This window comes from Candidatus Pelagibacter sp. HIMB1485 (assembly GCF_052048055.1).
Lineage (GTDB): Bacteria > Pseudomonadota > Alphaproteobacteria > Pelagibacterales > Pelagibacteraceae > Pelagibacter.
On the sequence record NZ_JBNAIN010000001.1, the window covers coordinates 227,397 to 251,655 of the forward strand.

The 24,259-nt window shown below is 29.0% G+C and carries 24 protein-coding genes; 10 read left to right on the plus strand and 14 right to left on the minus strand.

Features of this window, described 5'->3' with window-relative positions; genetic code table 11:
* Positions 1-10 precede the first annotated feature (10 nt).
* Genes mnmG through ACTTA4_RS01255 form a run of 4 tightly spaced genes read left to right on the plus strand, consistent with a single transcriptional unit; the run spans position 11 to position 4,181 of the window.
* Positions 11-1,882 (plus strand): tRNA uridine-5-carboxymethylaminomethyl(34) synthesis enzyme MnmG, encoded by a 1,872-nt coding sequence (gene mnmG / locus ACTTA4_RS01240; RefSeq protein WP_440633190.1) that lies wholly within the window; start codon positions 11-13, stop codon positions 1,880-1,882.
* The gene (locus ACTTA4_RS01245; protein ID WP_440633191.1) at positions 1,882-2,526 is read left to right on the plus strand and encodes a 16S rRNA (guanine(527)-N(7))-methyltransferase RsmG; all 645 of its coding nucleotides are present in this window, start codon (positions 1,882-1,884) and stop codon (positions 2,524-2,526) included. The genes mnmG and ACTTA4_RS01245 overlap by 1 nt, the downstream gene beginning before the upstream one ends.
* A 21-nt stretch (positions 2,527-2,547) precedes the next feature.
* Entirely contained in the window at positions 2,548-3,342 is a 795-nt protein-coding gene (locus tag ACTTA4_RS01250; RefSeq protein ID WP_440633192.1) for a ParA family protein, read from the plus strand.
* On the plus strand, positions 3,342-4,181 hold the full coding sequence (locus ACTTA4_RS01255; protein WP_440633193.1) for a ParB/RepB/Spo0J family partition protein: 840 nt from the start codon (positions 3,342-3,344) through the stop codon (positions 4,179-4,181). Before ACTTA4_RS01250 ends, ACTTA4_RS01255 begins: the two co-directional genes overlap by 1 nt.
* On the opposite strand, the gene holA is transcribed toward ACTTA4_RS01255, so the two are convergent.
* From holA to ACTTA4_RS01275, 4 genes are read right to left on the minus strand one after another with little or no spacing between them, the layout of a single operon-like run.
* Entirely contained in the window at positions 4,171-5,163 is a 993-nt protein-coding gene (holA, locus tag ACTTA4_RS01260) for a DNA polymerase III subunit delta (RefSeq protein WP_440633194.1), read from the minus strand. The genes ACTTA4_RS01255 and holA overlap by 11 nt on opposite strands.
* The gene (lptE, locus tag ACTTA4_RS01265; RefSeq protein ID WP_440633195.1) at positions 5,163-5,624 is read right to left on the minus strand and encodes an LPS assembly lipoprotein LptE; all 462 of its coding nucleotides are present in this window, start codon (positions 5,622-5,624) and stop codon (positions 5,163-5,165) included. The genes holA and lptE overlap by 1 nt, the downstream gene beginning before the upstream one ends.
* Complete coding sequence (gene leuS, locus ACTTA4_RS01270) at positions 5,624-8,164, minus strand: leucine--tRNA ligase (RefSeq protein ID WP_440633196.1); 2,541 nt, start codon at positions 8,162-8,164, stop codon at positions 5,624-5,626. The genes lptE and leuS overlap by 1 nt, the downstream gene beginning before the upstream one ends.
* Before the next feature lie 15 nt (positions 8,165-8,179).
* Entirely contained in the window at positions 8,180-8,746 is a 567-nt protein-coding gene (locus tag ACTTA4_RS01275) for a DUF3576 domain-containing protein (protein WP_440633197.1), read from the minus strand.
* Between the two features lie 214 nt (positions 8,747-8,960).
* Here ACTTA4_RS01275 and ACTTA4_RS01280 point away from each other — a divergent pair, with 214 nt between their 5' ends.
* Positions 8,961-9,935, plus strand: coding sequence for a porin (locus ACTTA4_RS01280; RefSeq protein WP_440633198.1), 975 nt, complete (start codon positions 8,961-8,963; stop codon positions 9,933-9,935).
* Positions 9,936-9,985: 50 nt separating this feature from the next.
* Here the strand turns inward: ACTTA4_RS01280 and ACTTA4_RS01285 are convergent, their stop codons facing one another.
* Positions 9,986-10,510, minus strand: coding sequence for a thiamine phosphate synthase (locus ACTTA4_RS01285; protein WP_440633199.1), 525 nt, complete (start codon positions 10,508-10,510; stop codon positions 9,986-9,988).
* Between ACTTA4_RS01285 and ACTTA4_RS01290 the strand changes: the two genes are divergently transcribed.
* Positions 10,505-11,164 carry a YggS family pyridoxal phosphate-dependent enzyme gene (locus tag ACTTA4_RS01290; protein ID WP_440633200.1) on the plus strand — a complete coding sequence of 220 codons (660 nt, stop codon included), beginning with the start codon at positions 10,505-10,507 and terminating at the stop codon, positions 11,162-11,164. The genes ACTTA4_RS01285 and ACTTA4_RS01290 overlap by 6 nt on opposite strands.
* Here the strand turns inward: ACTTA4_RS01290 and ACTTA4_RS01295 are convergent.
* Positions 11,161-11,655 (minus strand): L,D-transpeptidase family protein, encoded by a 495-nt coding sequence (locus ACTTA4_RS01295; protein WP_440633201.1) that lies wholly within the window; start codon positions 11,653-11,655, stop codon positions 11,161-11,163. The genes ACTTA4_RS01290 and ACTTA4_RS01295 overlap by 4 nt on opposite strands.
* 50 nt (positions 11,656-11,705) lie before the next feature.
* On the opposite strand from ACTTA4_RS01295, the gene ACTTA4_RS01300 reads away from it, so the two are divergent.
* Positions 11,706-12,230 carry a winged helix-turn-helix domain-containing protein gene (locus tag ACTTA4_RS01300; protein ID WP_440633202.1) on the plus strand — a complete coding sequence of 175 codons (525 nt, stop codon included), beginning with the start codon at positions 11,706-11,708 and terminating at the stop codon, positions 12,228-12,230.
* A gap of 101 nt (positions 12,231-12,331) precedes the next feature.
* Here the strand turns inward: ACTTA4_RS01300 and ACTTA4_RS01305 are convergent, their stop codons facing one another.
* The 6 genes from ACTTA4_RS01305 to grpE form a co-directional block, all read right to left on the minus strand.
* On the minus strand, positions 12,332-13,261 hold the full coding sequence (locus ACTTA4_RS01305; protein ID WP_440633203.1) for an adenosine kinase: 930 nt from the start codon (positions 13,259-13,261) through the stop codon (positions 12,332-12,334).
* 1 nt (position 13,262) lies between these two features.
* Positions 13,263-13,916 carry an endonuclease III gene (gene nth / locus ACTTA4_RS01310; RefSeq protein WP_440633204.1) on the minus strand — a complete coding sequence of 218 codons (654 nt, stop codon included), beginning with the start codon at positions 13,914-13,916 and terminating at the stop codon, positions 13,263-13,265.
* Positions 13,916-14,692, minus strand: coding sequence for a 4-hydroxy-tetrahydrodipicolinate reductase (gene dapB, locus ACTTA4_RS01315; protein ID WP_440633205.1), 777 nt, complete (start codon positions 14,690-14,692; stop codon positions 13,916-13,918). The genes nth and dapB overlap by 1 nt, the downstream gene beginning before the upstream one ends.
* Before the next feature lie 170 nt (positions 14,693-14,862).
* Positions 14,863-15,990: a molecular chaperone DnaJ gene (gene dnaJ / locus ACTTA4_RS01320; protein ID WP_440633206.1), complete on the minus strand. Its 1,128-nt coding sequence runs from the start codon at positions 15,988-15,990 to the stop codon at positions 14,863-14,865.
* A 29-nt stretch (positions 15,991-16,019) separates the two neighbouring features.
* Positions 16,020-17,945 (minus strand): molecular chaperone DnaK, encoded by a 1,926-nt coding sequence (dnaK, locus tag ACTTA4_RS01325; protein ID WP_440633207.1) that lies wholly within the window; start codon positions 17,943-17,945, stop codon positions 16,020-16,022.
* A gap of 63 nt (positions 17,946-18,008) precedes the next feature.
* The gene (gene grpE / locus ACTTA4_RS01330) at positions 18,009-18,662 is read right to left on the minus strand and encodes a nucleotide exchange factor GrpE (protein WP_440633208.1); all 654 of its coding nucleotides are present in this window, start codon (positions 18,660-18,662) and stop codon (positions 18,009-18,011) included.
* Between the two features lie 36 nt (positions 18,663-18,698).
* On the opposite strand from grpE, the gene rdgB reads away from it, so the two are divergent.
* Complete coding sequence (gene rdgB, locus ACTTA4_RS01335; RefSeq protein ID WP_440633209.1) at positions 18,699-19,301, plus strand: RdgB/HAM1 family non-canonical purine NTP pyrophosphatase; 603 nt, start codon at positions 18,699-18,701, stop codon at positions 19,299-19,301.
* Here the strand turns inward: rdgB and ACTTA4_RS01340 are convergent.
* Positions 19,285-20,439: an ABC transporter substrate-binding protein gene (locus ACTTA4_RS01340; RefSeq protein WP_440633210.1), complete on the minus strand. Its 1,155-nt coding sequence runs from the start codon at positions 20,437-20,439 to the stop codon at positions 19,285-19,287. The two genes, rdgB and ACTTA4_RS01340, sit on opposite strands and share 17 nt — an antisense overlap.
* A gap of 34 nt (positions 20,440-20,473) precedes the next feature.
* Between ACTTA4_RS01340 and rsmI the strand changes: the two genes are divergently transcribed.
* Together rsmI and ACTTA4_RS01350 are read left to right on the plus strand one after the other, a co-directional pair.
* Positions 20,474-21,334, plus strand: a complete 861-nt coding sequence (gene rsmI / locus ACTTA4_RS01345) for a 16S rRNA (cytidine(1402)-2'-O)-methyltransferase (RefSeq protein WP_440633211.1) — start codon at positions 20,474-20,476, stop codon at positions 21,332-21,334.
* Positions 21,324-21,920: a BON domain-containing protein gene (locus tag ACTTA4_RS01350; RefSeq protein ID WP_440633212.1), complete on the plus strand. Its 597-nt coding sequence runs from the start codon at positions 21,324-21,326 to the stop codon at positions 21,918-21,920. The genes rsmI and ACTTA4_RS01350 overlap by 11 nt, the downstream gene beginning before the upstream one ends.
* Here ACTTA4_RS01350 and ACTTA4_RS01355 read toward each other — a convergent pair.
* On the minus strand, positions 21,917-24,205 hold the full coding sequence (locus tag ACTTA4_RS01355; RefSeq protein WP_440633213.1) for an NADP-dependent malic enzyme: 2,289 nt from the start codon (positions 24,203-24,205) through the stop codon (positions 21,917-21,919). The genes ACTTA4_RS01350 and ACTTA4_RS01355 overlap by 4 nt on opposite strands.
* Between the last annotated feature and the right edge of the window lie 54 nt (positions 24,206-24,259).

Sequence of the window (24,259 nt, forward strand, 5' to 3'; positions counted from 1 at the left end):
AATTTGGATCATGAAAAATGATTTGTCATTTGATGTAGTTGTAATTGGTGGTGGTCATGCAGGATGCGAGGCAGCTGCAGCTTCTGCTCGTCTAGGTGTAAACACTGCTCTATTCACTCATAAAATAGAAACGATTGGTGAGATGTCATGTAACCCTGCAATTGGTGGTTTGGGTAAAGGTCATTTAGTTCGAGAAATAGATGCACTTGATGGTGTTATGGGAGATGTTGCAGATAAATCAGGCATACAATTTAGATTATTAAATAGAAGCAGAGGTCCAGCTGTACGTGGACCAAGAACTCAATCAGATAGAGCTCTTTACCGTAAATTTATGCAAGAAAAACTTATAAACTACTGTAATTTAAGCATTTTTTCAGATCCTGTAATAAAGTTTATTTTTAATAATAACACCATAAGTGGTTTTGAAACTAAAGAAGGTAAAAAGGTATTATGCAACAAGTTAATACTAACAACAGGAACTTTTTTAAACGGTTTGATACATATAGGTGATGAAAGAACACCAGCAGGTAGGTATGATGAAAAACCTTCAACAGGTTTAAGTGAACAATTAGCAAAATATGATTTTAAAATTGGAAGATTAAAAACTGGAACACCTCCCAGGTTAGATGCAAGAACGATTAATTTTGAAAACCTTGAAGAACAATTTGCAGATGATGATCCTTATTTTTTTTCTTTCCTAACTAAAAAAAATTTAAACAAACAAGTGTCATGTCGAATGACTTATACCAATGAGAAGGTTCATAAAATTATAGAAAAAAATTTATCTAAAAGTGCAATGTACTCAGGTAATATAAAAGGAGTAGGTCCAAGATATTGTCCATCTATAGAAGATAAGATAGTAAAATTTGCAGATAAAGTTCGTCATCAGATTTTTTTAGAGCCAGAAGGGCTTAATGATCACACAATTTACCCTAATGGGATCTCAACATCGCTCCCAGCTGATGTACAAGAAGAAATATGTAATAATATCAATGGTTTAGAAAATGTTAGAATTATAAGACCAGGATATGCTATAGAATATGACTATATAGATCCACGTGAACTATTCTTGACTCTTGAAACTAAGAAGATCAGCAATCTTTATCTTGCCGGGCAGATTAATGGAACAACAGGATATGAAGAAGCAGCTGCGCAAGGCCTCATAGCCGGTATAAATGCAGCTTTATCTGTTAAAAATTTTGAGCCTTTTATCCTTGATAGATCCGATGCCTATATTGGTGTAATGATAGATGATTTAGTTACCAAGGGAGTTGCGGAGCCATACCGTATGTTTACATCAAGAGCAGAATATCGATTAAGCTTGAGAGCAGATAATGCAGATCAAAGATTAACAGCTAAGGGAATAGAAATTGGGTTAATTGGAGAGGAAAGAAAAGCATTATATCTGGATAAATTTGATAAAATTGAAAAAATTAATTTAAAAATGAATAAATCTAGTATTTCACCATCTAAAGCAGAAAAATTTGGGATTAAAATAGCGAAAGATGGAATATTGAGGTCTTCAAATGAGGTTCTAACTCAAAAAGACGTAAATATGAGTAAAATTAGAGAAATATGGCCTGAAATACCCTATTTTAGTAAAGAAATTGATGAACAAGTAGAAATTAATGCTCATTACAGGGGGTATTTAAAGAAGCAAAAAGCAGATATTTTAGCATTTAAGAGGGATGAGAACTTAATTATTCCTGATAAAATTAATTATGATGGACTTTCAGGTTTGTCTAATGAGGTTAAAGCTAAATTTAAAGAAATAAAGCCTAAAACTATGGGTCAAGCTTTAAGAATTGATGGAATAACTCCAGCAGCTGTATATATTTTGTTGTCACACGTAAAAAGAAAGTCTATTAAGCATATAGCTTAATGGATCAAGAAATTTTAAATTCTTACTCTAGACTTAATGATCTAAATGTTTCACGTGAAACATTTTTAGACTTTGAAAACTATATATCTCTGATTTTGGAAAAAAATAAAAAAATTAACATAATTGGTCAAAATACAGCATCAAAAAATGCTATAATTGAGCGTCATATTATTGATTCAGCACAAATAATTGATTTTGTTGATTTAAATTGCAATACAACGACAGATTTAGGCTCTGGAGCTGGTTTACCAGGAATCATAGTAGCAATTATGCTAAAAAACATGAAAAATAAAATGAATGTGCATCTATATGAAAAAAGCTACCATAAAAGCCATTTTTTGAAAGAAGTTTCAGAAAAATTAAATTTAAATACTAAAGTTTTTCAAAAAAATATTTTTGAGATAAAAAATTTAGAGACAGGAACAATTATGTCAAGAGCGTTTAAACCTATGCCTGTAGTTTTAGATTTAGTTTATGAAAATTTTTCGAAATATAAAAATTTAATTTTTTTTATGGGTAAAAGTGGAAAAAAAGTTTTTGAAAAATCTAAAAAAAAATGGAATTTGGAATATATAGAAAAGAAAAGTTTAACAAGTGAAGATTCATTTTTGATAAATATAAAAACAATTAAAAAAAAAAATTAAAAAGAAATTGAAAAAAATAAAATGCAAATTATTTCAGTCATAAATCAAAAGGGTGGGGTAGGAAAAACCACAACAGTGATAAATCTTGCAGCTGGACTAGCACAACATAATAAAAAAATTTTAGTTTTAGACCTAGATCCTCAGGGAAATGCAACTACAGGTCTTGGATTATCTAATATGGAAAATTCAAGTGATACAATCTATGGGGTTTTGAATGGAACTAAAGAAATTTATCAAGTAATCAGGAAAACCCAGTTTGAAAATTTGGATTTGGTAACTTCCAATGTTGACTTATCAGGTCTAGAGGTTGAAACAGCTGATGATACAAATAGAGCCTTTATATTAAAGCGTAAATTAGCCGCTTATTTAAATGATTCTAGAGGATCCTATGATTATATACTGATAGACTGCCCGCCTTCACTCAGCCTATTGACTGTTATGGCCCTTGTATGTTCAGGGTCGCTTCTGGTTCCTTTACAGACAGAATTTTTTGCTCTTGAAGGTCTAACGCAGCTTATGAAGACAATTGAAAGAATAAAAGTAAGTTTAAACCCAGAATTAAAAATCAGAGGTATACTTTTAACGATGTATGACAAAAGAAATAAATTATCCTCACAAGTTGAAAAAGAAGCAAGAGATTATTTTAGTGAAAAAGTTTACTCAACAGTAATACCAAGGAACGTTAGATTATCTGAAGCACCCTCGCATGGAATGCCGGTTTTAATTTATGATAAATCATGTCCAGGTAGCAAGTCATATTTTAGTTTTACAGATGAATTTATAAATCAAGAGTCTACAATAGGAAGTGCTGCTTAATGGATAAAATTAAAAAGGGTCTAGGAAGAGGTTTATCATCATTGATAGGAGAAACAAAAGTAGAGCAAGAGAAAAACCAATTGCAAATTAGTGATCTTGTTCCAAACAAGTATCAGCCAAGGAAAATATTTGATGAAAATAATTTAATTGATCTAACAAATTCAATTAAAGAAAGGGGAATGATACAACCAATCATTGTTAGAAAGTCAAATGATAGTGAAGGAAAATTTGAAATAATAGCAGGAGAGAGAAGGTGGCTTGCAGCACAAAGGGCAGGTCTACATAATGTTCCTGTCGTTATTACCGAAGCTGACGATTTAAAGTCTTTAGAATTTGCAATTGTAGAAAATGTTCAAAGACATGATCTAAACCCCCTTGAGGAAGCCCAAGGTTATAAAAGATTAATTGATGAATTTTCTTATGATCAAGAAAAAGTATCAAAATTTATTGGTAAGAGTAGAAGTCACATTACTAATACTTTGAGACTTTTAAATTTGCCAGATGATGTAATAAAATTAATTGAAACTCAAAAATTGTCAGCTGGCCATGCTAAAATTTTAGTCGGGCTTGAAAATGCTGGTTTTGTTGCAAATAAAATTATTGAAAAAAAATTATCTGTAAGACAAGCAGAAAATTTTGTTAAGATTTTCAAAAATAGAAAAAAATCAAGTTTATCAAAAGATACAAATATTATCGCACTTGAATTATCAATATCCAACAAAATTGGATTAAATGTTGATATAAAAAATAATAAAAGAAACAAGGGAAAAATTTCTTTTGAGTATAAAGATCTAGATCAATTAAATAAAATAATAGACATTATAAAGTCTAATTATTAGTTTTAGAGTTTAATTGTTCTAATATAAAATCTCTTATTAAATTAATTGAATTCTGCATATTTTTCTTAATAAGAAGCTCAATTTTATGAATTTTATAGATCAATTTCTTTATATTTTCTGGTTTCCAATTTAATATTTGCTGTTTTACTATCTCTTTATCTTTCCAAAAAATTGGTGGTCTCGCACTTGATATTGTTAAATCAATATTATTATTATTTTTAAATTCACTAGAAAGTATAAGTATTTTTTTTAATTTAGTTAGAAAAATTCTTGTAATAAGTATGCAATCTTCGGTGACAAAGTTATTTTCATTTAAAATAGTCATTGTCTTTTTTTTATTTTTTGCAAGACAGTTGTCAATAAGTTCTGAAACATTATGATTCTCGGACAAATTTATTAGTTTAGAAATACTATGACTATCAAGTTTTTTGCCATTTAATGAGTAGTTTTCAATTTTATTTAATTCATTAAATAATTTTTCTCTGTCCCCGTTACATTTACTTACAATTAAATTGATATTTATTTGAGACATTTGTATTTTTCTACTACTTAAATAATTAGAAGTAATCTTTGAAAGTGTTTGATTATTGTCAGGATAAAAAGGTATGCAAAGATTTGTTTTACTTTTTTCAAAAAAAGTTCTCAGCTTTGATTTTTTTTCAAGATTACTTGCATTTATTAAAATTACATTTTCACCTATATTTTTTGCACATATTTCTTCAATTAATTTGTGCATTTTGTCTGTCGCTCTTTTAATTATAATAAATTTTTTTTCTCCGAACAAAGATTCATTATAAAGTGTTTCTAAAATTAAAGTTGAATTTTCAATTATTTCGTTTTGATCATAATTCAAAACATTTAAAAAATTTTTGCTTAAATTTTTTGTTTCTTGATATTTATGGCCCTCATTATTTCCATAGAAAAGAATGATATTATTTTTTTTTAAATCAATTTTATTTAATTCAAACGATTTAATAATCATTACAATAAGGATAATCTTGAAATCAATTCTTGAGTAATTATGTCAATTATGTTCGAAGTTAAATTTTCTTCATATTCCTGTTCTTCAATTTTGTCTGCTTTACTTTTCATAGTAAAACTTTCATTATACTCAAATGTATTTTTATAGTTTTCTGAATCCACTTTAAAAGCAACATCTATAATTATTTCAAATTCAGTAGCAGCTCCAGTCGCATCTTTTGCTATTATATTTTTTGTATATTTTGAATTAATTGAAATGTTAAAAACTTTTTCCGAAGCTTTGAATGTGTATCTATTTAAATTAGATTTAATTTTATTATTTAATTCTCTTACCCCATTTAAATTTGAAATATTTAATTTAAAATCTATTTTATTCAAATTTTCATAAACGGGAGTGTATCCACAGCTAATTAACAAAAATAAAAATAAAAATATTTTTAATTGTTTTAAATAAATCATCATTAGACAATTATATTTAAGATTCTATTTTTAACAAAAATTATTTTTTTAATTGTTTCTTGATTATTAATATATTTTTTAAAATTTTGATCTTCTTTTATGATGGATAATACTTCTTTTTCAGTTGTATCCTTTTGAAGTTTGAGTAGGCCTCTCTTTTTTCCATTAAACTGTACCACTATATTAACGTTGTCTTCTTTTAATATTTTTTCATCAAATTCAGGCCATATATCTTTAATATCAAAATTATTTTCTTTTAAACATTCCGATGCAAAATGTGGAATAATTGGAAGCATTGTAATTAGTATTTTATTATAATTTTCTTTTAATGTCTTACTAGAATAAATATTAATTAACTCTTTATTCAAATATGAATACATTTCATGGAGATTAGCGATAAGAACATTGTAACTAAAGTTATTTAAATTTTTGGTAATTTTTTTTAAATATTGATTAGTAAATTTAGATAAATTTAAACTCGAGTCCTCTTGATGATCTTTAGAAATTTCGTTCATAAATTTTTTGTTTAACATCCACAATTTATTTATGAATTTATAAGAAGAATTTATTCCCTCATCTGACCATTGAACATCTTTTTCTGGTGGACTGTCAGACAGGATAAATAGTCTTGCAGCATCTGCTCCATATTCATTTATAATTTTCTCAGGATCTATTGTATTTTTTTTAGATTTAGACATTGACTCAGATGGGCCCACTTTTACTTCTCTTGTTTTTTCTTTTTTTTCAAATTTTTTTCCATTTATTGTTACAATTTCATCTGGGCTTAGCCATTGATTTTCTTGATTTTTATAAGTCTCATGACAAACCATTCCTTGGGTGAATAGACCCTTAAAAGGTTCTTCTATATTTATTTTTTTATTTTCTTTTGAAATAGCCATCATAAAAAATCTAGAATACAGCAGATGTAAAATTGCATGTTCCACTCCACCTATATATTGGTCGACAGGCATCCAGTATTTAATTTCCTCCTCATCAAATCCATAATCAGTTTTTCTTGGAGAACAAAATCTCAAGAAGTACCAAGAAGAATCTACAAAAGTATCTAATGTATCTGTTTCTCTAATAAATTTTTTTCCATCTATTTCGATATTTTTCCATTCAATTATCGTATCCAATGGATTACCAGTCGAACTTAATTTAGTGATTTCTGGAAGTGTCACAGGCAACATCTCTTCTGGGATTTTATTGGCTTTACCATTTTCGTCATAAATTATTGGAATTGGGCAACCCCAATATCTTTGTCGTGATACACCCCAATCTTTAAGTCTAAAATTTATCTTTTTTTCTCCTATTTTTTTTTTTTCTAAATATTCGATAGTTTTAATAATAGATTCTTCTGGACATTTTAGATTATTTAAAAAAGATGAATTAAAAATGTATCCTGGACCTGTGTAGGCTTTATCTTTTACTTTAAAATCATCAATTTTAATTTCTGGTTTTACTACCGTTTTTACATTTAAGTTATATTTTAATGCAAAATCTAAATCTCTTTGATCATGAGCTGGACAACCAAACACTGCACCTAGTCCATAGTCCATCAAAACGAAGTTAGCAAAATAGACTGGCACTTTAATTTTATTATCTAACGGATTAACTGCTATGAGATCTGTTTTAAATCCAAGTTTATCAGCATTAGCTATGGCCTCTTCAGTTGTCCCAACAGCAGAACATTTATTTTTAAACTCTATAAATTCTTCATTACTTTCATAGTATTTTGAAATTGGGTGATCAACAGACAACGCAATAAAAGACATTCCAAATAGTGTATCAGGTCTTGTTGTAAAACATTTAATATTCTCTATTTTACTTGAATTTTCTATTTTAAAGTTAATTTCACATCCAAAGGATTTTCCAATCCAATTTTTTTGCATCACTTTAACTTTATTTGGCCATTCATTTAATAACTCTAAATTTTCTAAAAGGTTTTCAGAAAATTTATTAATATTAAAAAACCATTGATTTAATTTTTTTCTCTCTACTGTTGCTCCAGATCTCCAACCCTTGCCGTCAATGACTTGTTCGTTTGCTAAAACAGTTTGATCTATAGGGTCCCAATTTACATACTGTTCTTTTCGGTAAACCAATCCTTTGTCATATAATTCTAAAAAAAATTTTTGTTGATGTTTATAATATTCAGGAGAACAAGTTGATATCTCTCTTTCCCAATCTATTGATAAACCTAATTTTTTTAATTGAGTTTTCATATTTGAAATATTTTTTTCGGTCCATGATTTTGGATCTAAACCATTTTGTCTAGCAGCATTTTCTGCAGGCATCCCAAACGAATCCCACCCCATAGGATGTAAAACATTGAATCCTTGTAATGATTTAAATCTTGCTAGGACATCGCCTATTGTATAATTTCTAACATGGCCCATATGTATTTTACCTGAAGGGTATGGGAACATTTCAAGGCAATAAAATTTTTTTTTAGATTTATCTATTTTTGCAGAAAATGTTTTATCTTCTTCCCATTTTCTTTGCCATTTTTCTTCAATAATTTTAAAGTTATATCTATCCACAAATAAAATTATAAATTAGCTTTTAGAATCTCTGGTTCCACCAGAATTATAGGGTCTGAAATTTTTATCCTCAGTTTCTTTAGAGTAAACAGCGGCTTTTTTTAAAATTTCTTTTGTTAGTTCTGCTTTAAGTTTCCCTTTTTGCTCTGAAAGAGCGCAATTATTTACTGTTTCACATTTTCTATGAAATATTTTAATTGCTAAAGCATCTGATCTTACTTCATTAGATAAAAATCTTATTGTTATTTTTATAGCTTCGTTTTGATTTTGATCTTCGGAGTACCAGTCTGTTGATAAAATACCACCACTATAATTTGCAAGAGCAAGAGGCATAAAATCAATAGTATCTAATGATGCTCGCCAAAGGGGATTAGAACTTGCAAATTCAAAATTTCCACTTTTATTTCCTCCTCCAAAAGATTCATCTAGCCTAAAACCCTTTCCTTGTTCCAGATTTCTCTTAACTCTTTCTTTTGGGTCATATGGAATTTTACGCGCATCAGCACCAGGTAATTTTCCATTACATGAATACAAGAACATTGGAAAAATTAGTAAAATTAGTAAAATTTTGATTTTTTTCATAAATCTAATTCTGTATTAAAGAATAAATTAAAAATATAAATAAATTTTATTCAAAAAACTCCTAATTTGCTTGATAAATTATGGTGTTGTAAAAATATCACATAAAAAGAAAAATTAATTAAAAACTTTATTAAAGAACGTTTTTACATAGTGAAAATGTTAATAAATTTACGTTTATTATTAATAATAACATTAAAAATAAGGAGTAATTAATATGAACACATTTAAAAAAGTAGGTTTAACTGCTTTAGCTGGTTCTCTTATTGCTACATCAGCATTTGCTGGTTCAATGAGTGTTACTGGTTCTGCAGGTATAACTTTGAACAATCAATCAAACCATGATGCTGGTAACAGCTTCTCTTCTGGTGACTCTTTGAACTTCTCTGGTTCTGGAGAATTAGATAATGGTTTAGTTATTACCACAAAACAAGAAATTGATGGTGGTATTTTAGATGACAGAAGTGTTGTAATCGAAATACCAGATGCTGGAACTTTAACTTTCCATGCGCACGGCGGTGGAACTGCAATGTCATCTGTTGACGATGTAATGCCAACTGCGTACGGCGAGTCTTGGGATGTTATTGGTCACACTTCTACATCTAGTGCACTAGTTACAAACACTAGAACAGCTAAAGAAGGTGCAATCGGTGGATTTGGAACTGATAATTCATTCAAATACGCTGCACCAGAGATGGTTGATGGTTTAGGAGTTAATTTATCTTATGTACCATCAGGAACAGGTAGACCAGATGGAACTGTATCATATGCTTTAGAATATACAGGTGTTGAAGGTTTAACACTTGGTTATGCTGCAGACGACAATGGTAAATCAGGAACAAGTAAATTAGAAACTGAAACAATGTACGCTAAGTATGCTTTCGGTTCGTTTACAGTTGGTGCACAGGAATCTGAGCAAGATCAAAGTGGTGGAACTGCTTCTGATGATGAGTTCTCAGCAATTGGTATTACTTACCAAGTATCTGATGACTTAACAATTGGTTACCATGCATCTGAAAGACAATTCGGTGATAAGTCACAAGACCAAGAGTCTGCAAACTTATCTGCTTCATACACTTCTGGTGGTATGACGATTGCGGTTGCACATGTGTCTATGGATAACACAGGTGGTTCAACTTCAGCGCAAGATGATATCGACGGTTTTGAAATCGACGTATCATTCGCATTCTAATTTAGTTTAGAATAAGTTTTTAAAAGGCCCCTTTTTGAGGGGCCTTTTTTTTATTCAAAAAAAGATATACCAGCAAAACTAGAATGATTTAGAAGACCCAGTTTATTAATATTATTTTTAGAAATACCACCCAAAGTAACAACTTTTTTTTTAGTGAGTTTTGAAAGTAGTTTGAATTTATTTATCCCCAAATAATTTTTATTTTTTTTGAATAAAGAAGATAAAAAAATCTTATCAACTTTTTGTATTTCCTTCATTCTAATTTCTCGCAGGTTGTGAGCAGATCCAACTATCTTAAATTTTTTTTTTAATGAATATGATAAATGATTAAATTTTTTATTAAAAGATGGAATATATGCTCCATCTAGATTAAGTTTTAACGCAAGTTGAATATTGTTTGAAATATAAAATTTTACTCCCTTTTTCTTACAATAGTTTTTAATTCTTAAAATTAGTTTTTCATTTACTGTTTCTGACGAATAATTTCTATAAATTATAATTGTTTGTTTGTCTTGTTTATCAATATTGTTTGTTTCAAATTTATTTATGAAGTAATATTTTATTTTTTTATGCATAACTCTGTAAAAAATTTATTAAATATTGATACTAAAATTAAAGTTTATCTTAATAGATTAAACATTAATAGTAGACCTAAAATTATAGCAGTATCCAAAACTTTTAAAATTGATAAAATTTTACCGCTTATAGAATATGGACATACTGATTTTGGAGAAAATAAAGTTCAGGAAGCAGTTGAAAAATGGGCAGATATAAAAAATACAAATTTACAGATAAAGTTGCATATGATCGGTAAATTACAGACAAATAAAGTAAAGCACGCAGTTAGAATATTTGATTATATTCACTCAGTTGATAGCGCGAAACTTGCTAAAAAAATTGCTGATGAACAAAATAAAATAAATAAAAAAATTAAAGTTTTTTTACAGATAAATATAGGTGACGAAGATCAGAAATCAGGTATTAGTAAAACAGAGGTAAATCAGCTTGTTTCATATTGCAAAGAAATTGGATTAGATTTAATTGGTTTAATGTGTATTCCTCCAGCAAATGTTGATCCTAATAATTATTTTGATGATATGAACAAGCTCAATAAATCTTTTGGTTTTCAAGATTTAAGTATGGGCATGTCCTCAGATTACCTTGTTGCTACCAAACATTTTGCTACATTTGTTAGAGTTGGATCTAGTATTTTTGGACATAGAAACTAAGAAATTTTAATCTTAGAATTTTTTTTAATTAACTTAAGCATGATTAAAAAATCCTTTTTTTTTAAAGCAACACATCCATCAGTAGGTTTGAAATTTTTAGTTAAGTGAATAAAAATACAACTTCCTAGACCAGTAATAGGTTTTTCAAAATTATATCTAATTGGTATTAGAAAGTCATATTTATGATCTTTTCTTAATAATTTTTCATGGCCAACTTTTTTTTCAATTTTGATAAGCTTGTTATATTTTTTTGGAAAATGAATATCATCGCACCAACCCATATTTTTTTTTATTTCAATACATTTTAGTGAAGTTGATGGTTTTTTTAAACGGTCTTTCCTAAAATAAAGATTTTCAATTTTAAAGGTACCTATTGGAGTTTTTTTATCCCCCTCTTTTTTATTCTTCGTTGATCCCTTTTTTCCTATACAACACCTGAATGTAAATTCACCTACTTGAAGAGTATGTTTATTTTTTACCAAAATTGTCATATCTTACATTTGTGCTAACTCAGAATTTAATAATATATAAATTTTCAAAATTGTATCATATTCTTGAAGAAATTAAGTTAGATTTAAATTTTAACATTTTATTTGCAGATAATGAAAATATTTTAAATGATACAATTAAAAATTTTAATAACTATCTGATTATAACAGATAGAGAATATTTAAATATTAATCATCAATTTGTTTTAAATGAAACACCTGTGAACATTTCTAAACTTGTAGAAAAAATAAATATTGAATTTTTAAAAGTACAATTTAACAATCAATCCGAATTTAAAGTAAACAATTATATTATAGATTTAAATTCTAGAGAAATGTCAGCAAAAAATATCAAGCTCAAATTGACTGAAAAGGAAATTAATACAATTATTTTTTTATCTAAATCAAATAAACCAGTTAGCGTTGATGAGTTACAAGAAAAAGTATGGAGTTATCAATCTGGTATAGAAACTCATACTGTCGAGACTCACGTTTATAGATTAAGGAAAAAAATTTTAAAAACTTTTGACGATAATAAATTTATAATTAGTAAAAAAAATGGTTACCAAATTAACTAAAAAAAACCCTATTGCTAAAAATTTATTTTCTAAAAAGTATAAACCAAAAACTATCAAGCCTAAAAAAGGTAAGGGGAGTTTTAAAAGAAAGAAAAGTTAACTTAAAGTCTTGCTCCAATTTGTTGGATTATTTTTGATGACATTTCAGTACCTTTTTCTAGACATTCTTTTGTAGACAACCTGTTTATGTATCCATGTAAAAATCCAGCTGCAAAGAGATCTCCTGCGCCTGTAAGATCAACTATTTTTAGATTTTTTTGTATACCACTCTCAAAAACTTCATCTCCATCTATTGCAACCGCACCTTTTTCACCTCTAGTTACAACCACCAATCTATTAAGTTTTTTTGAAAAATTTACAACTTCCTCAAAATTTTTCGCATCAATTAATGAAGTAATTTCCTGTTCGTTAGCAAAAGTTATATCAAGTTTGTTTTTAACTAAGTTCAAAAAATGAGGTTTGTGCCTATCAACACAAAATACATCTGATAGTGACATAGCTACTTTGTTTGCAATATTTATAGCCTTATCAAATGCTTTTTTAGGTTCTCCTTCATCCCACAAATAACCTTCTAAAAATATTATTTCACTTTTTTTAATAGCATCAGAATCAACATCATTTTCATTAATTTTTCCCGCTGTACCTAAGAAGGTGCACATTGTTCTTTCTGAATCTGGAGTTACTAATATTAAGCAAGTCCCTGTTGGTAATTTTTCTTTCTTTTTTGAATAAAAATAGTCTACATTTTCTTTTTTTAATCCTTCTTCATAGTTACTACCAAATTCATCATCTGAAATTTTTCCTATAAAGCCAGCTTTATTACCAAGCTGAGATATACCAACGATTGAGTTTGCAACTGATCCCCCAGAAACTGTTTTTTCAATCTTTAGATTTGTTAATAGGTTTTTAAATTCATTTTCATCAAAAAATAATTTCATCGTGCTTTTAGTAAGGTTGTTTTGATCAATAAAACTGTCATTAACTTTACAAATGACATCCACAATAGCGTTTCCTATTCCTAAAATTTTCATATTAAGCTTTTTTGGTAATAACAGGTTTTCTTCTATTTGGGTAGCAAGTAGTGCATATTTTACAACTTAAACCATAACAATCTCTTGCTTTACAATACTCTCTACCATAAAAAATTATTTGTAAGTGAAGTTTAGACCAAATTTTTTTTGGAAAAATTCTTTTCAAGTCTTTTTCAGTTTGAACTACATTTTTCCCGTTTGTTAGACCCCAACGTTGTGCAAGTCTGTGAATATGAGTATCAACAGCAAAAGCTGGATACCCAAAACCTTGAGACATAACTACACTAGCTGTTTTATGGCCTACCCCAGGTAATTTTTCGAGTTCTTCAAATGTTTTTGGAACTTTACCTTTATGTTTTTCTAGCACCTGTTTTGACATCAAATAAATGCTTTTAGCTTTGACTCTAAAAATACCAATTTTTTTAATTAATTTTTCAATTTTTTTTCTTCCTAATTTTACAAAATGTTCTGGTCTATAGTATTTTGGATATATATCTTTAGTTACATTGTTGACATTTACATCAGTACATTGAGCAGACAGTAAAACTGAAATTAAAAGAGTGAAAGTATTTTTACTTTTCAAAGGAACTGGTGCTTTAGGATAAATTTTATTTAAAGTATTAATAATTACTTTTGCTTTTTGTTTTTCATTCATTATGAAAAGTTAAGCAAATCTCTCATCGAATATAATCCTGGTTTTTTTTTCATTAACCATTTAGAAGCGGTTAAGGCCCCATCTGAGTAAAGTGCTCTATCAAAAGCCTCATGGTTTAATGTAATTATTTCTTTTCCACTTGAGAATTTTACTTCATGTTCACCTATAATTTCACCTTTTCTAATTGAGTTAAAATTAATTTTTTTTCCATAAGGAAACGATTTTTTATTCAAGAATTTCCTACCAATCAAATTATATAAATTTTTATTTTTTCCATCAGCAATTCCTTTACCAAGCATTAAAGCAGTACCGGATGGATAGTCTTTTTTGTGTTTGTGATGTACTTCAAATATTTTACTTAAGTATTCATCATTAAGTGATTTTGAGGCAATTTCAGTTAAATACATTAGTAAATTTACACCTAAACTCATGTTACCAGCCTTTAAGATTGGTATTTTTTTTGAATATTTTTTAATTTGACTTTCTTGAGCTCTACTAAATCCAGTGGTACCAATTACTACTTTTTTTCTTAATTTTGATGCTATTTTTAATATTTCTAGGGTGCACTCAGGAACAGTAAAATCAATAATTACATCAGTTTTTTTAAAGGCTTTATTAGAATTTAATTCAGGTTTAATTCCATTAAATTTTTTATTTACTAATCTATTTTCTGTAAGTGTGACTAGTTTGAAATTTTTGTTTTTCTTAGAGGATTTGATGAGTTGTTGACCCATTCTTCCCATACATCCTGAAATAGCTAAATTAATTTTTTTCATTAAGTGATAAAATATAGAAGTATCATAAGAACAATTACAATAATACCCCAAATACTTAAATTTTTAACAAATACTTTTTTATTAAAGTTTGATTTTATAAAATTAGGTAAAATTAGAATTAGAATTAATATTAAAGCTATTGATGGAATTATTTCCTCTAATCCCATAATTTAATTTTTCCAAAAATCCTTTGCTTTTTGAAAAAACTTTTTAATACTTGGATTTGACTTATCGTTTTCTATTTCCCTAAATTGTTCAAGTAATTCTTTTTGTTTTTTGTTTAAATATACTGGCACTTCTGTTTTTACTTGAACATATAGATCACCAAAATCACCTCTTCTCATAAATGGCATTCCTTTGCCTTTCAATCTAAATTGTTTACCATTTTGGGTTCCATCTGGAATTTTTATTTTTGCTCTTCCACCATCAATTGTTGGTATTTCAATCGTAGTTCCAAGAGCCGCATCAGCAAGAGATAGCGGAAACTCAAAAAATAGGTTTTCATCCGATCTTTTAAATAGTTCATGAGAATGAACATTTATAAATAAATATAAATCACCTGTAGCACCACCTCTACTACCAGCTTCACCCTTTCCAGCAAGTCTTATTCTGGTACCATCATCTACTCCTTTAGGAATAGTTACAGATATTTTTTTGGATGTTTGTTTTTTACCCTGACCATTACAATCATTGCATGGATTAGTAATTTCTTCACCATTACCATTACATTGTGGACAAGTTTGTTGAACAGTAAAGAAACCCTGGTTAGATCTTATTCTTCCATTTCCTCCACAATAAGAACACCTATCTGGAGAATAACCTGGTTCTGAACCATTACCTTTGCAAGTTCCACACTGTTCAGTAGTTGCAAATTTTATATCTTGTTTTTTACCGTGATAAGCTTCTTCTAACGAAATTGATAAATCGTATCTTAAATCTGAACCTCTGTTATTTGATCTTCTGTTTCTTGATCTTCCCCCACCTCCAAAATCTCCGAAGAAATCTTCAAAAATATCTGAAAAATCAGCTCCACTAAAACCACCAAAACCACCACCCGGTCTACCACCACCATTTTCAAAAGCCGCATGTCCAAAGTTATCGTAGTTTTGTTTTTTTTCTTTGTCTGAAAGTATTCCGTAAGCCTCACTAGCTTCTTTAAATTTTTCTTCTGCTTTTGTGTCTCCAGGGTTTTTGTCTGGATGATATTTAACTGCTAGTTTTCTATACGCAGATTTTAGTTCATCAGGACTTGCGCTCTTGTTAACGCCTAGGACATCATAATAGTCTCTTTTAGCCATCAAATTACCCCAGACAATTAAATGTCAGTTTATGCGCTTTTTTCTTTATTCTCGTCTTTTACTTCTTCGAAATCAGCATCAACAACATTCTCGTCTTTTTTACCTGTATCATCTCCACCATCATCTTTTCCTGATTCTGGTTTAGCACTTTGTTGTGATTTATAGATTGCTTCTCCAAGTTTCATTGAAGCTTGAACTAAAGCTTCTGTTTTTTTCTTGATATCTTCAATATCTTCACCTTTTAGAGCTTCTTTTACAGCAGATGATGCATCTTCAATTGCTTTTTTCTCTGCATCTGAAATTTTTGATCCGTGCTCTTTTAAGTTCTTCTCTGTTGAATGAATTAAAGTGTCTGCTTGGTTTCTTACATCAACTGACTCTCTTTTCTTTTTGTCAGCTTCTTTGTTAGCTTCAGCATCTTTGACCATTTTTTCAATTTCTTCATCACTTAATCCACCAGAAGCTTGAATTTGTATCTTTTGTTCTTTACCAGTTCCTTTGTCTTTTGCTGAAACATTTACGATACCGTTAGCATCAATATCAAATGTAACTTCAATTTGAGGAACTCCTCTTGGAGCTGGAGCAATACCTACCAATTCAAAATTACCTAATAACTTGTTATCAGAAGCCATTTCTCTTTCACCTTGTAAAACTCTAATAGAAACAGCTGGCTGATTATCTTCAGCAGTTGAGAAGACTTGGCTTTTTTTAGTAGGAATTGTTGTATTTTTATCAATTAGTTTTGTTGAAACACCACCAAGTGTTTCAATACCTAATGATAACGGTGTAACGTCTAATAAAAGAACGTCTTTAACATCTCCTTGTAACACTCCTGCTTGAATAGCAGCACCCATTGCAACTACTTCATCAGGGTTTACACTTTTATTAGGGTCTTTTCCAAAAAAGTTTTTAACTTCTGCTATAACTTTTGGCATTCTAGTCATACCACCAACCATAACAACTTCATCTATCTCACTTGCGGTAATTCCTGCGTCTTTTAAAGCAGTCTGACATGGAGGCATTGTTCTAGCAATTAAGTCTTCAACTAAAGCCTCAAGTTTTGCTCTAGTCATCTTTAAATTAATGTGTTTTGGACCTGTTTTATCTGCAGTTATAAATGGCAAGTTTATATCTGTTTGTTCTGCAGATGATAATTCTATTTTTGCTTTTTCAGCAGCTTCTTTTAATCTTTGTAAAGCAAGTTTATCTGATTTAAGATCAATACCATTATCTTTCTTAAATTCAGAAATTAAATAATCAACGATAGCATTATCAAAATCTTCACCACCTAAAAAAGTATCGCCATTAGTTGATTTAACTTCAAATACACCATCACCTAACTCAAGTATTGAAACATCAAATGTTCCACCACCTAAATCGTATACAGCAATTTTTTTGTTTTGTTTTTTATCTAAACCATAAGCAAGCGATGCAGCAGTTGGTTCATTTATAATTCTTAAAACTTCAAGTCCTGCAATTTTACCTGCGTCTTTTGTAGCTTGTCTTTGTGCATCATTAAAATATGCTGGTACAGTAATTACAGCTTTTGTTACTTCTGATCCTAAATATTTTTCAGCTGTCTCTTTCATCTTTTGTAATATGAATGCAGAGATTTGTGAGGGAGAATACTTTTCTCCTTTAGCTTCAATCCAAGCGTCTCCTTTTTCAGAGTTAACTATCTTAAATGGTGCAGCTTCAACATCTTTTTTTACTGTAGGGTCATCAAAATTTCTTCCAATTAATCTTTTAACTGCAAAAATTGTGTTTTCAGGATTTGTTACTGCCTGTCTTTTAGCAGGTTGGCCTATTAATTTTTCATTTTCATCAGTAAATGCAACCACCGAAGGTGTTGTTCTTGCTCCTTCTGCATTTTCTAAAACCTTAGCTTGTGTTCCTTCCATTACCGCAACACAAGAGTTGGTTGTTCCTAAGTCTATTCCAATTATTTTGCTCATAATATTATTGTCTCTCTTTCGTCATATAGGGTTTAAATTTGAAACTACAAGTTGATCTCATTATTATTTATCTCCTGAATTTTCCTGATTTTGTTCAGTTTTTTCCTCTTTTTTAGTTACTTTTTTTGAGACCCCAACTAATGAAGGTCTTAAAAGTCTATCTTTAATTGTGAAGCCTTTTTGAATTTCTTGAACAATTGTCCCGGCTTCTTTAGTGTCATCTTCAATCTCCATCATTGCTTGATGAAAGTTAGGATCTAGTTTTTTGTTAATACAATCAATTGGTTTAATATTGTTTTTTTCAAAAATAGAAATTAAATCTTTTTTTATTATATCTAAATGCTCCAGTGTCTTCTTTAATGCGTCTGTTTCTTTTAAATTATCATCGCTTTCTAAAACATGTTTAGAACGATCTAAGTTATCAATTAAATTTAATGCTTCTTTAGCAAAGCTAGAGCCTCCATACTCAAAGGCATCCTCTTTTTCCTTTTCAAACCTTCTTCTTTGATTTTCCATTTCAGCAAAAGTTCGTGCCAGTTTATCTTCTAGTTCAGCAATTTTTTCTTCTGGAGTTTGTTCTTTAATCTCTTCTTTAGTTTCCTGAGGTGTTTCTTGTTCATTTTCACCTGCTGAGCTTTCCTCAGATTTTTCTGTTTCTTTTTCTAAATTCTGATTTTCGTCTTCTGGAGTATTTTTTTGGTTTTCTTCTTTTTCCATAGGCACATATATGGTAAGGAATTTAATTATTTCTAGATGTCTAAGCAAAAAATTAAACAATTACTCATAGGTACTAACAACAAGGGTAAATTGAGAGAAATTAGGAGTTTATTACCAAATTATATCAAAATTTACTCTACATCTAATTTTAAACTTAAAAGTCCTGCTGAAAATGGAAAAACTTTTGAGGAAAATTCCTTAATTAAATCAAAACATTTCTCTAAAAAGACCGGTCTGATATGTTTGGCTGATGACTCTGGTTTGGAGATAGATCATTTAGATAAAAGACCTGGAATTTATTCTGCACGATGGGGAGGAAAATCTGGGGATTTTAATAAAGCTATCAAAAAAGTATTTAGAGAGTTAGATAAAAAAGATAAGAATTGGAAAAATAAAAAAATTAAAGCAAGATTTGTTTGTGCTCTATCAATTTCATATTTAAATAAAAAAGTTGCCTGTGTAGTAGGCAAAGTTGAGGGTCGAATATCAAATGAGCCAAAGGGGAAAAAAGGATTTGGATATGATCCAATTTTTATCCCACTTAAAAAAACTAAAACATTTGGTGAAATGAAACCATCTCAAAAATACAAAATGGACCATCGCTATAAAGCTTTCAAAAAGCTTAAAACATTTCTGTAAATTTTTTATCTTCTATTTTATAAAAATTTAATCTGTGATTAATTTTGTTATCTTTAATATCAAAAATTCCTATTTTTCCTTTAAATGAATTTTTTTTCTTAAATAATTTATCCATTTTTGAAAGATCTGATTTCAATGAAAGGTAATATACTAAACCAACCAAATCATAACTTAATAGCGAGAGATGGGATGGGTTTTGATTAAAAGCATTAAAATATTTAATTTTATATTCATCAAAATTTTCTTTATTAATTGATGGATAATAAATTGGTTGAATATTTGTCTCTTCCATTAAACTTTCATCAAACCATTGGTTAAGTGTTATAAAGTATTTATTTTTTGGAGACACATCAGTGTAGAGTAAAGAGGTTGCAACACTTTTGAGACTTTCATCAAAGTCAGATATAACAACCGCATCAAAATTTACATTTCCAATCGTATATCTTTTTTCCAAGCTTTTTATTCTTCTTTCTTTATTTGGTTCATTTGATTCTTTAATTCTTTGAATTTCATCTGCTAGATTTTGTTTTCTGATTTTGTATTTAGTTATTTCCTCAATTTGTTTTGTAAGTTTTGTTGGTTCTGTATTATATTCAAAACTTTTAAAAACTTTTATTTTGGAATTTTTAACACCATCTTTGACTTCAAACTCGAAATTCTGAATTGGTGTTAAAAAAAGAGTTTTATTTATATTATTATTATCTAAAAATTTTTTTATAGTATTAAACTGTGAGGTGGAATTTATTCCAGCAGAAATTACATTTTCAGGTAAATCTAAAGTTTTATTTGTTAATGATAAAAAAGTTAAATCTTCCATCTCATCTAAATAAGTTAAACTTTCATGAAATATTGGTCCAATAACAATTTTTATTCCCATTTGTTTTAATTCAAAAGCAGACTTAAGAGTTTGGTTAGCTCTTGTTGCGGTATCTTTTGGATAAATTTCAATTAAATCATTATTAATATCTTTGACAGCCAAACTTACAGCTTTAATAATAGATGACCCTAGATCTTTATTTTCTCCAGTCATCGGAACTAACAGTCCAATTTTTATTTTTTCATTGGCATTAACTAAACTTAAGAAGTTTAAGGATAAGAGAGTTAAAGAAATAGAAATAATTTTGATAATCTTTTTCATTTTGATGTTATTATATAATTTTTTAAGCTGAATTATGATCACAAAACCACAATTTAAATCAAATGACTATAAATATGGGCTTTATTTAGTACCAACACCAATAGGTAATTTAAAAGATATATCATTTAGATCATTAGAGATTCTGGAAAAATCAGATTATATACTTTGTGAAGATACTCGTGTTTCTAAAAATTTATTAGATAAGTATGAAATTAAATCAAAATTGATTTCAAATCATAAATTTAATGAAAAAAAAAATACATTAAAGATAATTGAATATTTAAAATCAGGTAAATTAATTTCACTTATATCTGATGCAGGAACACCAGGTATCTCAGATCCAGGTTTAATTCTAGTTAATGAATGTATAAAAAATAATCTTAATATATTTTCAATTCCTGGACCATCAGCAGTTACAACTGCTGTTGCAGCAAGTGGATTTTCTGACAAATATTTTTTTTACGGTTTCTTACCAGAAAAAAAAAATCAAATAGAGGATGAATTTAAAAAACTATCAAACTTTAATCATAGTTTAGTTTTTTTTTCATCATCAAAAAAAGTAAATAAAATTATTCCAGGATTTAAAAGATTTTTTGCTGGGAGAAAAGTAGTGTTCTGTAGGGAGATATCCAAACTGTATGAAGAGTATATTAGAAAGAATATTGATGAATTAGAATTATTTAATAATGAATTAAAAGGCGAATTAACAATAGTAATTTCTGAAAAAAAAGAAGAAAATACTTCACAAAAGCTTAGTGAATCAGATATTAATTTGATTAAGAAAATGATCAACAAATTAAGTACGAAAGAAATTACAGATTTAATTACCAGTAATAAAAATATTTCAAAAAAAGAAGTTTATAATTTTTGCTTAAAATTAAAAAATGAGAATTAAAAATTTAATTATTATTCTTTTATCAATTGTTTTGACTGGTTGTGCTGCCGGAGTTGGTTCATCTGGTTTATTTGGAACTGGTGTATCAGTTGCGATGGATCCAAGAACAGTTGGAACTCAAATAGATGATTCTATTATGCAAAAAACTATTTCAACTAAAATACTTGCTTTGGACAAAAAACATTTCTTACAAGTTAAAACAAAAGTTTTAGATGGGAGAATTTTTATAACTGGAAAAGTAGATGAACCTGAAGATAAATTAAAAATTACAAAGATTGCTTGGGAAACTAAAGGAGCTAGATCTGTTAGAAATGACATTAAAATAAAAGAGAAATTTAATTTTAAGCAATCGGCAAAAGATCTACTTATCACTTCTCAATTAAGAACAGCCCTAATAGTAAACAAAAATATCAAAGCAACAAATTATCAAATAGATACATATAAAAAGAAAATTTATGTTTACGGAATAGCTTTAACTGATGAGGAAAAAGAGATGGTTGTTAGTGAGGCAAAAGAAATCTTAGATGTTGAAGATGTCGTTGCAAGTATTTTATTACTCGAAGATTTGAGAATTCAAAAAAATTAATCAATTTTATATTCTATAACTTCTGATGAATAAGCTGCGATCGAGGCTAAATTAATTATTTCAGATGTTGAAGATCTAAGCGGAGCAATCTCAATTGGTAATCCAAGACCAATTAGTAAAGGACCTATAACCTTTGTGTCACCTAAAGTTTTCATTAGTTTATAAGATATTGCTGCACTATGTTGTCCAGGCATAATTAAGATATTGGCTTTACCCACTATTTTTGCAAAAGGATAGAGTTCTTCGTAATCAGGATTTAGAGCAACATCAGGCTGCATATCACCGTCAAATTCAAAATTAACTTGTTTGTCTTTTAAAATATCTACTGCCGCACGAATATGTTTTGTTCTACTTGTCAAAGGTTGTCCGAATGTGGAGTGTGAAACAAATGCTATTTTTGGATCAATTCCAAAAAGTCTTACTACTCTTGCAGCTGAAATTGCAATCTCAGCCATTTCTTCTGATGTAGGGTATTCATGAACGCTTGTATCTGCAATGAAAATAGTTTTTCCCTTATTGACAACCATGTTTAGTCCAAACATTATTTCACCTTTTCTAACATCAACAACTTGTTTAATTTTTTCAAGAGATGCTCCAAAACGTCTAGTATTTCCTGTAACTGCACCATCCGCATCTCCACAAGCGACCATGCTAGTAGCCCAGACAACTCTGTCGTTTCTGACCATTCGATCACAATCTCTTTCTAATAAACCTTGTTCTCTTTGAAGTTTTTTAAATAGATGATTTACGTATTTTTTTCTTTTTTCTTCATCTTTTGAATTGGTAATTTCGATATCAAAATTTTCGCTGTAACCGATATTTTTAATTTGCTCTTTAATTTTACTTTCTTTACCAACTAAAATTGGAATACCAAGTTTTGAGTTTTTAAATGCTATTGCAGCTTTTAAAGTATTTTCATCTTCCCCATCTGCAAAAACAATTCTTTTTTGATTCTTTTTAATGAACGAGTTTATACCTTGCATAATTGTAACTGTTGGATCTAATCTTTGTTTAAGTTGCTCTTTATAGATTTCAAAATTATCAATTTTTTTTCTAGCAACCCCACTTTCAATAGCAGCCTTAGCTACAGCAGCTGGTATAACACTAATTAGTCTTGGATCAAAAGTTGATGGAATTATATAATCTTTCCCATAATGAGGTCTTTCTCCTCCCATAGCCGCCACAACTTCATCTGGGACATCTTCTCTAGCAAGTTTTGCTATAGCTTCAGCAGCAGCAACTTTCATTTCCTCATTAATTGTTTTCGATCTTACATCTAGTGCGCCTCTGAATATGTAAGGAAATCCAATTAAATTATTTACTTGATTGGGATAATCTGATCTTCCAGTCGCAATAATTGCATCATCTCTTACTTCATTTATTTCTTCTGGTGTAATTTCTGGATCAGGATTTGCACATGCAAATATTATAGGATTTTTAGACATGCTTTTAACCATTTCTTTTTTCAAAACACCTTTTGAGGATAATCCTAAGAAAACATCAGCCCCTTTAATTGCATCACTTAAAGTTCTTAAATCTGTATTAATTGCAAATCTTGATTTCCATTGATCTATACCTTCCGCTCTTCCTTTATAAATCACACCTTTTCGATCTAGCATTATTACATTTTCAGATTTAACACCCGAGTTAATAAATAACTCCGTACAAGCCTGAGCAGAAGCACCCGCACCATTAACCACAACTTTTATATCTTTGATTGATTTTCCACTTATGTCGAGTGCATTCAGTAAAGCTGCTGTTGTGATAATTGCTGTTCCATGTTGATCATCATGAAATACTGGAATATCTAATATTTCTTTAAGTTTTTGCTCTATGATAAAACAATCTGGTGCAGCTATATCCTCTAAATTTATTCCTCCAAAACTCGGAGCAAAGTTTTTAATTGAATTGATAATTTCATTAGCGTCTTTACAGTCTATTTCTAAATCTATCGAATCTATATCTGCAAACCTTTTAAATAGTACTGCCTTTCCTTCCATAACTGGTTTAGAGGCTAATGCACCTAAGTTGCCCAATCCTAAAATTGCAGAACCATTACTAATTACGGCTACTAAATTTCCTTTACTCGTATAATCATAAGCTGCTTCTGGATCCTCACTTATTTTTTTAACTGGGGCAGCAACCCCTGGAGAATAAGCAAGAGCAAGGTCTCTTTTAGTAGTCATGTTCTTTGAAGAAATTATTTCGATCTTGCCAGGTTTCTTATCTTTATGAAAATCTAAAGCTTCTTTATCTGTGTAATGATCAATCTTTGTTTTTTTCATTTTTATTAAACTGAATACAAACTTTATCTATTTTATATTTTTTATTATTTGGAA

Bases quoted from the DNA above. Each gene is read 5' to 3' on its own strand.
- grpE (WP_440633208.1), bottom strand. From the start codon at position 18,662: ATGGAAAAAGAAGAAAACCAAAAAAATACTCCAGAAGACGAAAATCAG.
- mnmG (WP_440633190.1), top strand. From the start codon at position 11: ATGAAAAATGATTTGTCATTTGATGTAGTTGTAATTGGTGGTGGTCAT.
- lptE (WP_440633195.1), bottom strand. From the start codon at position 5,624: ATGATGATTTATTTAAAACAATTAAAAATATTTTTATTTTTATTTTTG.
- rdgB (WP_440633209.1), top strand. From the start codon at position 18,699: ATGTCTAAGCAAAAAATTAAACAATTACTCATAGGTACTAACAACAAG.
- ACTTA4_RS01280 (WP_440633198.1), top strand. From the start codon at position 8,961: ATGAACACATTTAAAAAAGTAGGTTTAACTGCTTTAGCTGGTTCTCTT.
- ACTTA4_RS01275 (WP_440633197.1), bottom strand. From the start codon at position 8,746: ATGAAAAAAATCAAAATTTTACTAATTTTACTAATTTTTCCAATGTTC.
- ACTTA4_RS01305 (WP_440633203.1), bottom strand. From the start codon at position 13,261: ATGAAAATTTTAGGAATAGGAAACGCTATTGTGGATGTCATTTGTAAA.
- ACTTA4_RS01340 (WP_440633210.1), bottom strand. From the start codon at position 20,439: ATGAAAAAGATTATCAAAATTATTTCTATTTCTTTAACTCTCTTATCC.
- ACTTA4_RS01250 (WP_440633192.1), top strand. From the start codon at position 2,548: ATGCAAATTATTTCAGTCATAAATCAAAAGGGTGGGGTAGGAAAAACC.
- dnaK (WP_440633207.1), bottom strand. From the start codon at position 17,945: ATGAGCAAAATAATTGGAATAGACTTAGGAACAACCAACTCTTGTGTT.
- ACTTA4_RS01350 (WP_440633212.1), top strand. From the start codon at position 21,324: ATGAGAATTAAAAATTTAATTATTATTCTTTTATCAATTGTTTTGACT.
- rsmI (WP_440633211.1), top strand. From the start codon at position 20,474: ATGATCACAAAACCACAATTTAAATCAAATGACTATAAATATGGGCTT.
- ACTTA4_RS01355 (WP_440633213.1), bottom strand. From the start codon at position 24,205: ATGAAAAAAACAAAGATTGATCATTACACAGATAAAGAAGCTTTAGAT.
- ACTTA4_RS01285 (WP_440633199.1), bottom strand. From the start codon at position 10,510: ATGCATAAAAAAATAAAATATTACTTCATAAATAAATTTGAAACAAAC.
- dnaJ (WP_440633206.1), bottom strand. From the start codon at position 15,990: ATGGCTAAAAGAGACTATTATGATGTCCTAGGCGTTAACAAGAGCGCA.
- holA (WP_440633194.1), bottom strand. From the start codon at position 5,163: ATGATTATTAAATCGTTTGAATTAAATAAAATTGATTTAAAAAAAAAT.
- ACTTA4_RS01295 (WP_440633201.1), bottom strand. From the start codon at position 11,655: ATGACAATTTTGGTAAAAAATAAACATACTCTTCAAGTAGGTGAATTT.
- ACTTA4_RS01245 (WP_440633191.1), top strand. From the start codon at position 1,882: ATGGATCAAGAAATTTTAAATTCTTACTCTAGACTTAATGATCTAAAT.
- ACTTA4_RS01290 (WP_440633200.1), top strand. From the start codon at position 10,505: ATGCATAACTCTGTAAAAAATTTATTAAATATTGATACTAAAATTAAA.
- dapB (WP_440633205.1), bottom strand. From the start codon at position 14,692: ATGAAAAAAATTAATTTAGCTATTTCAGGATGTATGGGAAGAATGGGT.
- nth (WP_440633204.1), bottom strand. From the start codon at position 13,916: ATGAATGAAAAACAAAAAGCAAAAGTAATTATTAATACTTTAAATAAA.
- ACTTA4_RS01255 (WP_440633193.1), top strand. From the start codon at position 3,342: ATGGATAAAATTAAAAAGGGTCTAGGAAGAGGTTTATCATCATTGATA.